Source organism: Micromonospora sp. NBC_00858, from assembly GCF_045207365.1.
In the GTDB taxonomy this organism is placed as follows: Bacteria; Actinomycetota; Actinomycetes; order Mycobacteriales; family Micromonosporaceae; genus Micromonospora.
The window spans coordinates 664,243-678,585 of sequence record NZ_CP108828.1 but is presented as its reverse complement, the minus strand read 5'-3'; the positions used below and the strand labels follow the sequence as shown (position 1 = coordinate 678,585).

Genomic DNA, 14,343 nt, shown 5'->3' with positions numbered 1-14,343 from the left:
ATGGACGACGTGACGCAAGCGGAGCGAGGAGGCGGCGTGAACCCGCTGCGCGACCCCCAGGACCGCCGGTTGCCACGGATCCCCGAGCCGTGCGCTCTGGTGATCTTCGGGGTGACCGGCGACCTGGCCCGCAAGAAGCTGCTCCCCGCGGTCTACGACCTGGCCAACCGAGGGCTGCTGCCGCCCGGTTTCGTGGTCCTGGGCTTCGCCCGCCGCGACTGGGGTGACGGCGACTTCGAGACGCTGGCCTGCGAGGCGGCCCGCAAGCACGCCCGTACCCCGTGGCGGGAGGAGGTCTGGGCGCGGCTGGCCGGCAACATCAAGTTCGTCGGCGGGTCGTTCGACGACGACGCCGCCTTCGACCAGCTCGCCACGACGCTCGATGAGCTGCGGCAGACCCACGGCATCGCCGGCAACGCGGCGTTCTACTTCTCCATCCCCCCGGCCGCGTTCCCCGTCGTGCTCAAGCAGCTGGCCCGCACCGGGCTGGCCGACAACGAGAAGTCCGGCGGCTGGCGCCGGGTGGTGGTGGAGAAGCCGTTCGGTAACGACCTGCCCTCGGCGAAGGCGCTCAACGACCTCGTCGACGACGTCTTCACCCGCCAGGACGTCTTCCGGATCGACCACTACCTGGGCAAGGAGACGGTCCAGAACATCCTCGCCCTGCGGTTCGCCAACAACCTGTTCGAGCCGCTGTGGAACTCCAAGTACGTCGACTCGGTGCAGATCACCATGGCCGAGGACGTCGGCATCGGCAGCCGAGCCGGCTTCTACGACACCGTCGGCACGGCCCGGGACGTGCTCCAGAACCACCTGCTCCAGCTCCTCGCCCTGGTGGCCATGGAGGAGCCGACCAGCTTCGACGCCGACGAGATCCGGACCGAGAAGCTGAAGGTACTCAAGGCGATCACCCTGCCCAGGGACGTGGCCCGGGACACCGTACGCGGCCAGTACCTGCCCGGCTGGGTCGGCGGCGAGCGTGCGGTCGGCTACCTGGAGGAGCAGGGCGTCCCGCCCGACTCCACCACCGAGACGTACGTGGCGGTGCGGCTCGGCATCCAGAATCGCCGCTGGGCCGGCGTGCCGTTCTACATCCGGGCCGGCAAGCGCCTCCCCCGGCGGGTCACCGAGGTGGCCATCATGTTCAAGAAGGCGCCGCACCTGCCGTTCAACGACGCCGACATGGAGTCGCTGGGCAACAACCAGTTGGTCATCCGGGTGCAGCCGGACGAGGGCGTGGTGCTCAAGTTCGGCTCGAAGGTACCGGGCACCACGATGGAGGTCCGCGACATCGCGATGGACTTCCAGTACGGCGAGGCGTTCACCGAGTCCAGCCCGGAGGCGTACGAACGGCTGGTGCTGGACGTGCTGATCGGCGACCGCACCCTGTTCCCGGACGCGGCGGAGGTCGAGCAGAGCTGGCAGGTCATCGACCCGCTGGAGCATGCCTGGGTGGGCACCAAGCCGGAGCCGTACCGCGCCGGCGAGTGGGGGCCGCGGGCGTCCGACGAGATGCTGGGCCGCGAGGGCCGCGCGTGGCGACGCGCGTGACCGAGCGCAACGAGCGAAGCAGGAGGCTCCAGTGATCGGGCTGTGGGACACCACCGGCAGTGAGGTGGTCAAGGCGCTCGCCGCCGAGCGGCGAAGCGCCGGCGGGGTGGCCAGCGGCATGGCGCTCACCCTCATCGTCGTGGTGGACGAGAAGCGGGTCCGCGAGGCGGAGGCGGCGGCGACCATCGCCGCCGCCGCCCACCCGTGCCGGCTGGTGGTGGTGGTCCGCTCCGAGATCGAGCGGGACCGCAACCGGCTGGACGCGGAGATCGTGGTCGGTGGCCGGCTCGGCCCGTGCGAGGCGGTGGTCACCCGGATGTACGGGCGGCTGGCCCTGCACGCCGAGTCGGTGGTGATGCCGCTGCTGGTCCCGGACGTGCCGGTGGTCACCTGGTGGCACGGCGAGCCGCCGGCCGAGATCGCCACCGACTTCCTCGGCGTGGTCGCCGATCGGCGGATCACCGACACGGCGCAGGCCACGGACCCGGTGGAGGCGCTGCGGCAGCGTGCCCGGGACTACGCCCCGGGAGACACCGACCTGGCGTGGACCCGGATCACCCCGTGGCGGACCCTGGTCGCAGGGGCGTTCGACACCACCGAGGAGCGGGTCACCGAGGCGACCGTGGTCGCGCCGCCCAGCGACCCGACGGCGGCGCTGATGGTCGGTTGGCTGGCCAGCCGGCTCGGCATCACCCCCCGTCGGGTGGACAGCACCGAGTTCCCGCGGATGCGTGAGGTGCAGCTGAGCTGCGCCAACGGCGACCAGTTGACGCTGACCCGCGAGGACAGCATGGCGGTGTTCCGGCGGACCGGCCAGGACGACCGCGCCCTGCCGCTGGTCCGTCGGCCGCTCGGTGACGAACTGGCCGAGGAGCTGCGCCGGCTGGACGCCGACCAGGTGTACGCGGAGGCGTTGGGCGCCACCGCCGGGCTGCGCGGGCTGGAGCAGCGGTCCCCGCAGCGGGTGCACGTCTGGAAGGATCCGGCCACCGCTCAGCGCGCCGAGGCCGGTGTCGCCGCGCACTCCGGCACCAGCGGCGAGCTCTGAGCCCGGCGCCGTCCGGTGTACGTCATCGGGGCAGGGCTCGGGCGACCCCGGCCCCTACCCCGGCACCTCCGGGGCATCCCGCCCCGCCACCTCCGGGCGTACCGGCCCGGGCACGACGCGACAGCGACCGCCCCGCGGTCGGGAAACGAAGGCACAACCGATGAGTGAGGCGAGTGTCGCCGTACACGCCGACGCCGACCTGCTGGCGCAGGCCGTGGCGGCCCGGCTGCTGGTGAAGCTGCTCGACGCACAGGCCGACCGCGGCGAGGCCTCGGTGGTGCTCACCGGTGGGCGGGTCGCCGCCGCCGTGTACCGGGCGGTGGCACAGCTACCGGCCCGCGACGCGGTGGACTGGTCCCGGGTCGACGTGTGGTGGGGCGACGAGCGGTTCCTGCCCGCCGGCGATCCGGAGCGCAACGAGACCCAGGCGCGGGCCGCCCTGCTGGACGTGGTGCCGCTGGACCCGGCCCGGGTGCACCCGATGCCGGCCTCCGATGGCCCGGCCGGCAACGACCCGGAGAGGGCCGCCGCCGGGTACGCCGAGGAGTTGGCGCGCGCCGCCCGCCCCGGGCATGCCGCGCTGCCGCACTTCGACGTGCTGATGCTGGGCGTCGGGGAGGACGGGCACGTCGCCTCGGTCTTCCCGGAGCACCCGGTGCACTACGAGAGCCGGACGGTCAGCGCGGTGCGGGGCAGCCCCAAGCCGCCGCCGGTGCGGACCACGCTCACCCTGCCAGCGATCAACACGGCGGAGGAGGTCTGGCTGGTGGCCGGCGGCGGGGACAAGGCTCGGGCGGTGGGCATGGCGCTGGCCGGCGCCGGGCCGGTGCAGTTGCCGGCCGCCGGAGTGCACGGCGTGGACCGTACCCGCTGGCTGTTGGACCGGGCTGCAGCGGCCGACGTGCCCGCCCGCCTGCGCAGCCTGCGCTGAGAGAAAGGGCCCGTCGTCAACGCCTGGCGTTGCTGACGGGCCCTTCCTTCACTCGCCTCGGCGGCGGCGCAGCGCGGCCAGTGCCTCGGCCAGCAGCGCCTCGCCCTCCTCGGCGGTGCGCCGCTCCTTCACGTACGCCAGGTGGCTCTTGTAGGGCTCGGCGCGGGTCCGGCCCGGCGGGTTCTGCGCGTCCTGGCCCGCGGGCAGGCCGCAGCGGGGGCAGTCCCACAGCGGCGGCGCGGCGGCGTCCGCAGCGATCCGGATGTTGATCCGGTGGTCGTTGCGGCACCAGTAGGTGACGTCCTGTCGGGGGGCGGGATGGTGCCGCTCGTCCGGGCGGATGGGCCCGGACCCGACCCGGGCGCCGCGGATGACGTTGCCACTCGGCACGGCTGCTCGCTCCTGTCGTCGGAGGGACCCGCCGCCGGAGGGGGTAGGGCGGCGGGCGACGCGGTGCAGCGGAGAAAAGCCTGCGCGCGGCCCGTCGTAACGGACCGCGCGCAGATTGTACGACTTGACGGGCCTGCTCAGGCGCCGCTGTTCATCTGGAGGCGGAGCCAGAGCCCCAGCCCGACGATGGCAGCGAACCAGACAATGCTCACCAGAACGGTGTAGCGGTCCAGGTTCTTCTCCGCCACGGACGAGCCGGCGAGGCTGGAGCTGACGCCACCGCCGAACATGCTCGACAGACCGCCGCCCTTGCCGCGGTGCAGCAGGATGAGCAAGGTGAGCAGAACGCTCGTGATGATCAGCAACACGATCAACGTGTATGCGAACCAGATCGGCATGGCTGGGGTCAGTCCTCTCGTAGCGATCCTCGCCCGGTCTGATCGGGCACGGCGGCACCGACCGGCGGACGGGCGGGGTCAAGGATACCGAGCGGTCAGCGGGTGATGTGCTCCGGGAACCGGCAGATCTGCGCGAATTCCTCCGCGTCCAGGCTGGCGCCCCCCACCAGGCCGCCGTCCACGTCCGGCTGGGCCATGATCGAGGCAATGTTGGACGCCTTGACCGAGCCGCCGTAGAGGACCCGGACCTGGTCGGCGGTGTCCTGGTCGAAGCGCTCCGCCAGCCGCTGGCGAACCGCCCCGCAGACCTCCTGGGCGTCCTCCGGCGTCGCGGTCTTGCCGGTACCGATCGCCCACACCGGCTCGTACGCGATCACCACCTGGCGGACCTGCTCGGCGGTGAGCCCGGCGAGGCCCCCGGCGAGCTGCTCCGAGCAGTGCGCCACGTGGGTGCCCTGCTCGCGCACGTCCAGCCCCTCCCCCACACAGAGGATCGGGGTCAGGCCGTGCGTCAGCGCCGCCTTGACCTTGGCGTTGACCAGCGCGTCGTCCTCGTGGTGGTAGGCCCGCCGCTCGGAGTGCCCGACCACAACGTACGTGCAGCCGAGCTTGGCCAGCATCTGGCCGGAGATCTCCCCGGTGTACGCGCCCGCGGCGTGCGGGGAGAGGTCCTGCCCGCCGTAGCCGATCAGCAGCTTGTCCCCGTCCACGGCGGTCTGCACCGTGCGCAGGTCGGTGAAGGGCGGCAACACGACCGTCTCCACCGCGGTGAGCTGCTTCTCGGTGAGGCTCGCGGCCAGCTTCTGCATGAGCAGGTTGGCCTCGAGGTGGTTGAGGTTCATCTTCCAGTTGCCGGCCATCAGGGGCCGACGGGTGGTGCTCGCCATTCAGTTCTCCAGGGCCGCGATGCCGGGGAGGGTCTTGCCCTCGAGGTATTCCAGGGAGGCGCCACCGCCGGTGGAGATGTGCCCGAAGGACGACTCGTCCAGCCCCAACGCACGCACTGCCGCCGCCGAGTCGCCGCCACCGACGACGGTGAACGCGTCGGTCTTGGTGATCGCCTCGGCGACGCCGCGGGTGCCGTTGGCGAACGCCGCCATCTCGAACACGCCCATCGGGCCGTTCCAGAAGATCGTCTTCGCCTGGGACAGCGCGGCGGCGAAACCGGCCACCGTCTCCGGGCCGATGTCCAACCCGAGCCGGTGACTCGGGATGCCGTCGACGCGGACCGTGTCGTGCGCGGCGTCCGGGGCGAACGCGTCCGCGACCACCACGTCGACCGGGAGCAGAATCTTGCCCGCAGCCCGCTCCAGCAGGTTGCCGCAGGTCTCGACCATGTCCTTCTCCAGCAGCGAGGTGCCCACCTCCAGGCCCTGGGCCTTGAGGAAGGTGAAGCACATCCCGCCACCGATGAGCAGTCGGTCGACCGTGGGCAGCAGGGCCTCGATCACCGCCAGCTTGTCGGAGACCTTGGACCCGCCGAGCACCACCACGTACGGCCGCTCGGGGTCGCTGGTGAGCCTGGAGAGGACCTCGACCTCGCGCAGCACCAGCCGGCCGGCCACGTGCGGCAGCCGGGCTGGCACGTCGTAGACGCTGGCGTGCTTGCGGTGCACGGCACCGAACGCGTCGTCCACGTACGCGTCGCCGAACGCGACGAGCTGGTCGGCGAAGGCACCCCGCTCGGCGTCGTCCTTGCTGGTCTCGCCGGCGTTGAAGCGCAGGTTCTCCAGCAGGGCGACCTGACCGTCGGCCAGGCCCGCGACGGTGGACCGGGCGGAGTCACCGACGGTGTCGGTGGCGAAGTGCACCGGCGCGCCGAGCAGCTCACCGAGCCGCCCGGCGACCGGGCGGAGGCTGAACTGCGGGTCCGGCTTGCCCTTCGGGCGGCCCAGGTGCGAGCAGACGACCACCTTGGCGCCGGCCTCGACCAGCGCACCGAGCGTCGGCAGCACCGCGCGGATCCGGCCGTCATCCGTGATGTCGCCGGTCTGCTTGTCGAGCGGGACGTTCAGGTCGGCGCGCACCAGCACGCGCCGACCCGACACCCCCTCGGCGAGCAGGTCGTCGAGGGTCCGGATGCTCACAGCGACGAACCGACCAGCTTGACCAGGTCGACCAGGCGGTTGGAGTAGCCCCACTCGTTGTCGTACCAGCCGACGACCTTGACCTGGTTGCCGACCACCTTGGTCAGCGGCGCGTCGAAGATGCACGACGCCGGGTCGGTGACGATGTCGGTGGAGACGATCGGGTCCTCGTTGTAGACGAGGATGCCCTTGAGCGGGCCGTCCGCGGCGGCCTTCAGCGCAGCGTTGACCTCGTCCACGGTGGTCTCGCGACCCACGTTGACGGTGAGGTCGGTGACCGAGCCGGTCGGGATCGGCACCCGCAGGGCGTACCCGTCGAGCTTGCCCTTGAGCTCCGGCAGCACCAGGCCGATGGCCTTGGCCGCACCGGTCGAGGTCGGCACGATGTTCAGCGCGGCGGCCCGGGCCCGGCGGAGGTCCTTGTGCGGGGCGTCCTGGAGGTTCTGGTCCTGGGTGTACGCGTGGATCGTCGTCATCAGGCCGTGCTGGATGCCGAACGTGTCGTGCAGGACCTTCGCCATCGGCGCGAGGCAGTTGGTGGTGCACGAAGCGTTGGAGATGATGGTGTGCTTCGCCGGGTCGTACTGGTCGTGGTTGACGCCCATGACGACCGTGACGTCCTCGTTCTTCGCCGGGGCGGAGATGATGACCTTCTTGGCCCCACCGGCGACGTGCGCCTTGGCCTTGGTGGCGTCGGTGAAGAAGCCGGTCGACTCGATGACGACGTCGGCGCCGACCTCGCCCCACGGCAGCGACGCCGGGTCCTTCTCCGCGTACGCCTTGATGGTCTTGCCACCGACGGTGATCTCGTCGGCGGTGGCCTTGACCTCGTAGGGCAGGCGACCCAGGATGCTGTCGTACTTGAGCAGGTGGGCAAGCGTGGCGTTGTCGGTCAGGTCGTTCACCGCCACGACCTCGATGTCGGCGTCGGACGCCAGCACTGCCCGGAAGAAGTTACGGCCGATCCGGCCGAAGCCGTTGATGCCAACCCGGATGGTCACAGGTCCCATCTCCTCGCGTTCTGGTCCGCCGGCTTCAGACAACGGGCCGGCGGAGTGGTGTGCGCCGACCGTTGGAGCCGGCCGTTGACGGTTCATCTCGGCCACCCCGCCGCGGTCTGAGGACCTGACCGCCCGAGGCGGTGGCACGACGAGGTGTGCCTGTGTCGGCCCCCTTGCCGTACGCAGCGACCATATCCGAGCGTGCGAGGCCACGCTGCGCCGGGTCGTGCTCCCGGGCGCACCGTGCGGCCTTACCGTCCTATCAGACCACGAGCATGTCGGGCGTGACGGCTGCTTCGGTATCCGGGATGCCGAGGTCCCGGGCACGCTTGTCGGCCAGTGCCAGCAGCCGGCGGATCCGCCCGGCGATGGCGTCCTTGGTCAGCGGCGGCTCGGCCAGGGCGCCCAGCTCCTCCAGCGACGCCTGCCGGTGCTCCAGGCGCAGCCGACCGGCGTCGGTCAGGTGGTTGGGCGCCTCGTCGGCGAGGATCTCCAGCGCCCGGGTCACCCGGGCGGCGGCGGCCACGGCCGCGCGCGCCGAGCGGCGCAGGTTGGCGTCGTCGAAGTTCGCCAGCCGGTTGGCGGTGGCCCGCACCTCGCGGCGGACCCGGCGCTCCTCCCAGGCCAGCACGCTGGAGTGCGCGCCGATCCGGGTGAGCAACGCGGCGATCGCGTCGCCGTCCTTGACCACCACCCGGTCCACCCCGCGCACCTCGCGGTTCTTGGCGGTGATGCCGATCCGGCGGGCCGCGCCGACCAGCGCCAGCGCCGACTCCGGCCCCGGACAGGTGATCTCCAGGGCGCTGGACCGGCCCGGCTCGGTGAGCGAGCCGTGCGCCATGAACGCGCCCCGCCAGGCCGAGACCGCGCAGCAGACGTTCGCCGCCACCACGTGCGGGGGCAGCCCGCGCACCGGGCGACCGCGCACGTCCAGCAGGCCGGTCTGCCGGGCCAGGGCCTCGCCGTCCTTCACCACCCGGACGATGAAGTGGCTGCCCTTGCGCAGGCCGCCGGAGGCCAGCACGTGGATCTCACTGGGGTACCCGTAGACCTCTGCGATCTCCCGGCGCAGCCGGCGGGCCACCGCCCCGGTGTCCAACTCCGCCTCCACCACCACGCGGCCGGAGACGATGTGCAGGCCGCCGGCGAAACGCAGCAGCGCGGCCATCTCCGCCCGCCGACAGCAGGGCTTGGGCACGTCGACCCGACTCAGCTCGTCCTTGACCGCAGCCGTCATCGCCATTGTGCGTCCCCTCACGGACCGGTTCCGGCGTGTCGCCGGAGATTACGTACGTGTCTAACGATCGGCACCCAGTACAGGCACCAGCGCGGCGCCCAGGGCAGCCGGATCATGGCGGGGAGTCCCGTCAGTGATGGCGACGGGGGCGAGGACCAGGCGGGCACCCAGCGATTCTGCCGCACGTTCGACCGGTTCGGGGTCACCCACCGCCTTGGCGTCAGCCAGCACGAGATCCACCTTGAGCTCGGGAAGGTACCAGTGCAGCGCCGCGAGGTGATCGGCGACGGAGAGCTGGAGGGTCTCCTTCTCCGCGGCGAGGTTCAGGGTGACCAGTCGCCGGGCCGGGCTGGACACGATCGCGTCGGCCAACTGCGGCACCAGCAGGTGCGGCAGCACGCTGGTGTACCAGCTGCCCGGCCCGAAGATCAACCAGTCCGCCGCGCCGATCGCCGCGAGGGCCTCGGCGCAGGCCGCCGGGGCGGCCGGGGTGAGCCGCAGCGACTCGACCCGCCCGGTGGTGACCGCCACCTGGTGCTGACCGCGCACCGTGCGCACCTCGTCCGGAGCGGCCGGATCGACGCCACGCACCTGCGCCTCGATGCCCACCGGCTGGCGAGACATGGGCAGCACCCGGCCGACCGCGCCGAGCATCGCCCCGGCGTGCTCCAGCGCGGCCACCGGGTCGCCGAGCAGCTCCATCAGCCCGCAGAGCACCAGGTTGCCCACCGCGTGCCCGGCCAGCCCGTCGGGGCGGGCCGCCGCCGGGCCGGCACCACCGGCCGGGCCGCCGGTCGGGCCGCCGGTCGCCAGGCCGGCACCACCGGCCGGGCCGCCCGCCGCCGGGCCAGTGCCGCCGTCCGGGCCGCCCGATGCCGGGTCCGTGTACTGCGCCGCGTCCGCGGGCGGCGTGGCGAAGCGGTGCTGGAACAGCCCGGCGCTGCGGCGCGTGGCCGGGTGGTCCCCGGCCAGCGCGACCAGGGCCTGCCGCAGATCGCCGGGGGGCAGGCCGCCCCGCTCGGCGCGCAGCCGGCCGCTGGAGCCGCCGTCGTCGCCGACCGTGACCACGGCGGTGATGTCCAGGTCGAGTTCGGGAGCGCAGTGACGCAGCGCACGCAGCGACGCGGACAGGCCGTGCCCACCGCCGAACGCGACCACCCGGCGGGACGTCATTCGCGCCCCAGGTCGCGGTGCTGGGCGTTGGCCGCCAGCCCGGACTGGCGCAGTCGGCCGGCCAGCTCCTCGGCGATGGCCACGCTGCGGTGCTTGCCGCCGGTGCAGCCCACGGCGACCGTCAGGTACCGCTTGCCCTCCCGCTCGAAGCCGGCGGTGGTGGCGTTGACCAGGTCGGCGTACGAGGCGACGAAGGCATCCGCGCCCTCCTGGCCCAGCACGTACGCGCTGACCGCCTCCTCCCGTCCGGTGTGCTCGCGCAGCTCCGGCACCCAGTACGGATTGGGCAGGAAGCGGGCGTCCAGCACGAAGTCGGCGTCCGGCGGCAGGCCGTACTTGAAGCCGAACGACAGCACGGTGACCCGCAGCCGGCGGGCGTCCTCCCCGCCGAACAGCTCCTCGATGCGCCGGCGGAGCTGGTTGACGTTCAGGTGGCTGGTGTCGATGATCACGTCGGCCTGGTCGCGGGCCTCCTCGAGCAGCCCACGCTCCACGGCGATGCCGTCGGCCAGCCGCCCGTCACCCTGCAACGGGTGCGAGCGCCGGACGCTCTCGAACCGCCGGATCAGCACCTCGTCGTCGGCATCGACGAAGACCACCCGGGGCGAGAAACCGCGCTCCTTGAGCTCCCGGATCGCCCCGACGAGGTCGGTGGAGAAGGCGCGCGAGCGCACGTCCAGCACCATCGCGGTACGCCGGGCCGCGCCGCCTGCCTTGAACGCCAGCTCGGCCATGTCGAGCATCAGCGCCTGCGGCAGGTTGTCCACCACGTAGTAGCCGACATTCTCCAGCGCCCGGGCGACCGTGCTGCGGCCGCCACCGGAGAGCCCGGTGACCACCACGAGCGTGGTCTCCGACTCCGCCGCCGGTGACCCATCGGTGGCCGCCGGGACGTCGATCCCGTCGCCGGCTGTGCGCGCCTCGCTCACCCGTACCCCCAAGCCGTGGCGCCGCGGCCGCCCTCGGCCGCGATTGGTCAATCAGCGACTCTATCCCGCCGCCCGGCCAAGGTCCGGGACCCGTCGCGCCTCGGCGGGCGATCCACGGTCTCGGGTCGCCCTCCCGACAGCCGCCACCCTTGATGACGATCTGTAGTTGTAAATACGCTCATCGTGATCGTCGCAGGTCAAGGCCGACATCTGGGAGGGTGCGATGCACGATCTGGCGGACAAGAACAAGTACATCGGCTTCCTGTTCATGCGGATCAGCCCGGAGTACTTCACCCTCGGCCGGGAGGGCATCCACGAGGTCTCCGCCGAGCACGCTCGGGACCTGGGCCGCTTCGCCAAACAGCTCACCCACGTCGTCTGCACCGGGGTGAACGGCAAGTACGACCAGGTCACCATGGTCGAGGGCGACACCCTGGAGGAGATCAACGCGGCCGCAACCGCGTTCCGGATGGGCAACAAGGCCCGCTACATCGAGATCGTCGACATCGTGGTGGGGATGAAGGCACCGCCCCGCGGGCTGGCCAACCGGTCCAGCCAGCCCGGCTGACCGCGCCGCCCGTCCGGCACACCCGCCCGTGGGTGCGCCGGGCGGGCGCTGTCGGGGATGGCTCGTAGACTCCGCGGATGGCTTCCCCCACCGACCTGCGTACCGAGGACGCGCTGCCGGTGCTGCGCCGGGTGTTCGGCTACGACGCCTTCCGCGGCTTCCAGCAGGAGGTGATCGACCACGTGGTCGCTGGCGGTGACGCGCTGGTGCTGATGCCCACCGGTGGCGGCAAGTCGCTGTGCTACCAGATCCCGGCCCTGGTCCGCGACGGTGTCGCGGTCGTCGTGTCCCCGCTGATCGCGCTCATGCAGGACCAGGTGGACGCGCTCACCGCGGTCGGCGTACGGGCCGGCTTCCTCAACTCGACCCAGACGCTCGACGCTCGACGCCGGGTCGAGGCAGCCTTCCTGGCCGGCGAGCTGGATCTGCTCTACCTGGCCCCGGAGGCGCTCGGCGTCCGGTCCACCCTCGCCCTGCTGGACCGTGGCCGGATCGGCCTGTTCGCGATCGACGAGGCGCACTGCGTGTCCCAGTGGGGGCACGACTTCCGCCCCGACTACCTGGCGCTGTCGATGCTGCACGAGAGGTGGCCGCAGGTCCCCCGGATCGCGCTGACCGCCACCGCGACCAGCGCCACCCGCACCGAGATCGCCACCCGGCTCAAGCTCGACGACGCCCGGCACTTCGTGGCCAGCTTCGACCGGCCCAACATCCAGTACCGGATCGTGCCCAAGCACGAGCCGCGCAAGCAACTGCTGGCCCTCCTGCGCGACGAGCACCCCGGCGACGCCGGCATCGTCTACTGCCTGTCCCGGGCCTCGGTGGACAAGACGGCCGAGTTCCTCACCGCCAACGGGGTCGCCGCGCTGCCCTACCACGCAGGGCTGGACGCGGGGACCCGCGCCGCCAACCAGCAGCGCTTCCTGCGCGAGGAGGGCCTGGTGATGGTGGCCACCATCGCCTTCGGGATGGGCATCGACAAGCCCGACGTCCGCTTCGTCGCCCACCTCGACCTGCCCAAGTCCGTCGAGGGCTACTACCAGGAGACCGGCCGCGCCGGCCGGGACGGCCTGCCGTCCACCGCCTGGCTGGCGTACGGGCTCCAGGACGTGGTCCAGCAGCGCAAGATGATCGAGACGTCCGACGGCGACCTCGCGCATCGCCGCAACCTCGCCGCGCACCTGGACGCGATGCTCGCACTCTGCGAGACGGTGCGCTGCCGGCGGGTCCAGCTGCTCGAATACTTCGGCGAGACGACGGCGACGGCGTGCGGCAACTGCGACACCTGCCTCACCCCGCCGGAGTCCTGGGACGGCACGGTGGCCGCGCAGAAGCTGCTCTCCGCCATCTTCCGCCTCGACCGCGAACGCAACCAGCGGTTCGGCGCCGGGCACTGCATCGACATCCTGCTCGGCAAGCAGACCGACAAGATCAGCCAGTACGGCCACGACTCGCTGACCGTCTTCGGCATCGGCACCGAGCTGCGTGAGGCCGAGTGGCGGGGCGTGGTCCGGCAACTGCTCGCCGAAGGACTGCTCGCCGTGGAGGGCGACTACGGCACGCTCGCACTGACCGAGGCGAGCGCCGACGTGCTGGGCCGCCGGCGCACCGTCACGATGCGCCGCGAGCCGGAGAGGCCGGCGTCGAGCCGGTCGGCAAAGCCACGCGGCTCGGCCACCGTGGTCGCCGAGCTGGCCCCGGCCGCCGCGTCGGTCTTCGAGCGGCTGCGCGGCTGGCGGGCGGCCACCGCCAAGGAACAGGGCGTCCCGGCGTACGTCATCTTCCACGACGCGACGCTGCGGCAGATCGCGAGCGACGCGCCCGGCTCGCCGGCCGAGCTGTCCCGGGTCAGCGGGGTCGGCGAGAACAAGCTCGCCAAGTACGGCGAGCAGATCCTGGCCGTCCTCGGCACCGACACCACCCCGGCCTGACCGCGTCCATGACTTAGGCGTGACGAAGGGCCGGGCCCCTGGTGGGGGTCCGGCCCTTCGTTGTTGGTTGCTGGGTGTCAGCTGGTGGCGTAGCCGCGGGTGGCGATCCAGTCGGCGAGGTGCTCGACGGTGACCTCGTAGGAGGCCTGGTTCGGATCGGCCGAGTCGGCGATCTTCACGATGTTGCCGTTGTCGCGGTAGCCCACGACGCTGATGTAGTGCCCACCCTCGAACGAGTGGCTCACGCCGTCGGTGTCGACGCTGGTGCCGGCGATGTTCGCGACCACAGCCCGACCGTCATCCACGGTCTTCACCACGTCGGCGCGCAGCTTGTCGGTCTGCTTGCCGTCAGCGTTGGGGGTGCTGATCTCGACGCTGCGGTAGGCGTCGTTCTTACCGGTTTCCTTGTTCAGCACCGGGGTGATGTCGTTGATGGAGTTCGTGCCGGCCTCGGTGGTGCCCATTTCCTTGGCCATGGCGTCGACGCTGATGTCCTTGCCCTGCACGGACAGGGCGTTGCGGGCGGCGGCGGGACCGCAGTAGTAGAAGTTCGGCTGCGCCTCGTAGCGCACACCCAGCTGACGCTCACCCGACGACTTCCGGTCCGACTGGGTTTGCGTAGCGGGCTTGGCATCCGACGCGGCGTAAGCGGCGGTGACGGGGCCGGCGATCGCGCCGCCGGTGAAGGCGAGTCCAGCAGCGGTCAGAGCGGTCTTACGAATCAGATCGGTACGCATGATGGCGTGCTCCTCTGCATCGGGGGTGCACGCGGCAGGGGGTGCCGCGTCAAGGAAGTTCAAGAAGGGGGGAACGGTCCGGCGATCGGAGGGGACCTGCTCGGGGTTCCGGGGATGTAACCGTGCCGGCCTGGCGGGTGTTCCTGGCGGCTGGCTACAGGGGGATGTAACCGGGGCGGCCTGGCCGGTGTTCCCGGCGGCTGCCGCGCACCGGGCCAGGGGGCCACAGTCGCATGCCAGGTATAACGACCCGGGCCGGCCCCCGATTCCACGCTGAGGGTGGCCCCAACCACGGGACGGCCACCCCCAAACGGGACGACACCCCCAGCCCGCCACGGGCCGACAACCCCAACCCGCCCCTC

Annotated in this window: 14 protein-coding genes; 5 read left to right on the top strand and 9 right to left on the bottom strand. The window is 71.9% G+C overall.

The features are described 5' to 3' along the window. The 3 genes from zwf (at nt 1) to pgl (ending at nt 3,530) form a co-directional block, all read left to right on the top strand. Nucleotides 1-1,551, top strand: a complete 1,551-nt coding sequence (zwf, locus tag OG990_RS03195) for a glucose-6-phosphate dehydrogenase (protein ID WP_386984660.1) — start codon at nt 1-3, stop codon at nt 1,549-1,551. Nucleotides 1,552-1,582: 31 nt separating this feature from the next. Further along, the gene (locus OG990_RS03190) at nt 1,583-2,599 is read left to right on the top strand and encodes a glucose-6-phosphate dehydrogenase assembly protein OpcA (RefSeq protein WP_328418751.1); all 1,017 of its coding nucleotides are present in this window, start codon (nt 1,583-1,585) and stop codon (nt 2,597-2,599) included. A 160-nt stretch (nt 2,600-2,759) separates the two neighbouring features. After that, the gene (gene pgl, locus OG990_RS03185) at nt 2,760-3,530 is read left to right on the top strand and encodes a 6-phosphogluconolactonase (RefSeq protein WP_328418752.1); all 771 of its coding nucleotides are present in this window, start codon (nt 2,760-2,762) and stop codon (nt 3,528-3,530) included. 48 nt (nt 3,531-3,578) lie between these two features. On the opposite strand, the gene OG990_RS03180 is transcribed toward pgl, so the two are convergent. The 8 genes from OG990_RS03180 to rapZ all read right to left on the bottom strand — a co-directional run bounded on the left by OG990_RS03180 (nt 3,579) and on the right by rapZ (nt 10,745). Continuing rightward, on the bottom strand, nt 3,579-3,920 hold the full coding sequence (locus tag OG990_RS03180; RefSeq protein WP_386983862.1) for an RNA polymerase-binding protein RbpA: 342 nt from the start codon (nt 3,918-3,920) through the stop codon (nt 3,579-3,581). A 137-nt stretch (nt 3,921-4,057) separates the two neighbouring features. Then, entirely contained in the window at nt 4,058-4,318 is a 261-nt protein-coding gene (gene secG, locus OG990_RS03175) for a preprotein translocase subunit SecG (RefSeq protein WP_252420214.1), read from the bottom strand. Between the two features lie 95 nt (nt 4,319-4,413). Beyond that, on the bottom strand, nt 4,414-5,205 hold the full coding sequence (tpiA, locus tag OG990_RS03170) for a triose-phosphate isomerase (RefSeq protein ID WP_328418754.1): 792 nt from the start codon (nt 5,203-5,205) through the stop codon (nt 4,414-4,416). Then, nucleotides 5,206-6,405: a phosphoglycerate kinase gene (locus tag OG990_RS03165; protein ID WP_386983867.1), complete on the bottom strand. Its 1,200-nt coding sequence runs from the start codon at nt 6,403-6,405 to the stop codon at nt 5,206-5,208. It abuts the gene before it with no gap. After that, the gene (gene gap, locus OG990_RS03160; RefSeq protein WP_328418756.1) at nt 6,402-7,406 is read right to left on the bottom strand and encodes a type I glyceraldehyde-3-phosphate dehydrogenase; all 1,005 of its coding nucleotides are present in this window, start codon (nt 7,404-7,406) and stop codon (nt 6,402-6,404) included. The genes OG990_RS03165 and gap overlap by 4 nt, the downstream gene beginning before the upstream one ends. A 262-nt stretch (nt 7,407-7,668) precedes the next feature. After that, nucleotides 7,669-8,649 (bottom strand): DNA-binding protein WhiA, encoded by a 981-nt coding sequence (gene whiA / locus OG990_RS03155; RefSeq protein ID WP_074312802.1) that lies wholly within the window; start codon nt 8,647-8,649, stop codon nt 7,669-7,671. Between the two features lie 54 nt (nt 8,650-8,703). Further along, on the bottom strand, nt 8,704-9,816 hold the full coding sequence (locus OG990_RS03150) for a 2-phospho-L-lactate transferase CofD family protein (RefSeq protein WP_406078937.1): 1,113 nt from the start codon (nt 9,814-9,816) through the stop codon (nt 8,704-8,706). Continuing rightward, nucleotides 9,813-10,745 (bottom strand): RNase adapter RapZ, encoded by a 933-nt coding sequence (gene rapZ / locus OG990_RS03145; protein ID WP_406078936.1) that lies wholly within the window; start codon nt 10,743-10,745, stop codon nt 9,813-9,815. Before rapZ ends, OG990_RS03150 begins: the two co-directional genes overlap by 4 nt. A 223-nt stretch (nt 10,746-10,968) precedes the next feature. Here rapZ and OG990_RS03140 point away from each other — a divergent pair, with 223 nt between their 5' ends. After that, nucleotides 10,969-11,313 carry a hypothetical protein gene (locus OG990_RS03140; RefSeq protein WP_406078935.1) on the top strand — a complete coding sequence of 115 codons (345 nt, stop codon included), beginning with the start codon at nt 10,969-10,971 and terminating at the stop codon, nt 11,311-11,313. 77 nt (nt 11,314-11,390) lie between these two features. Then, a complete protein-coding gene (recQ, locus tag OG990_RS03135) occupies nt 11,391-13,244 on the top strand; it encodes a DNA helicase RecQ (protein WP_406078933.1) in 1,854 nt (617 codons plus the stop codon). Nucleotides 13,245-13,321: 77 nt separating this feature from the next. Here recQ and OG990_RS03130 read toward each other — a convergent pair whose 3' ends face one another. Beyond that, nucleotides 13,322-13,981, bottom strand: coding sequence for a C39 family peptidase (locus OG990_RS03130; RefSeq protein ID WP_406078932.1), 660 nt, complete (start codon nt 13,979-13,981; stop codon nt 13,322-13,324). Between the last annotated feature and the right edge of the window lie 362 nt (nt 13,982-14,343).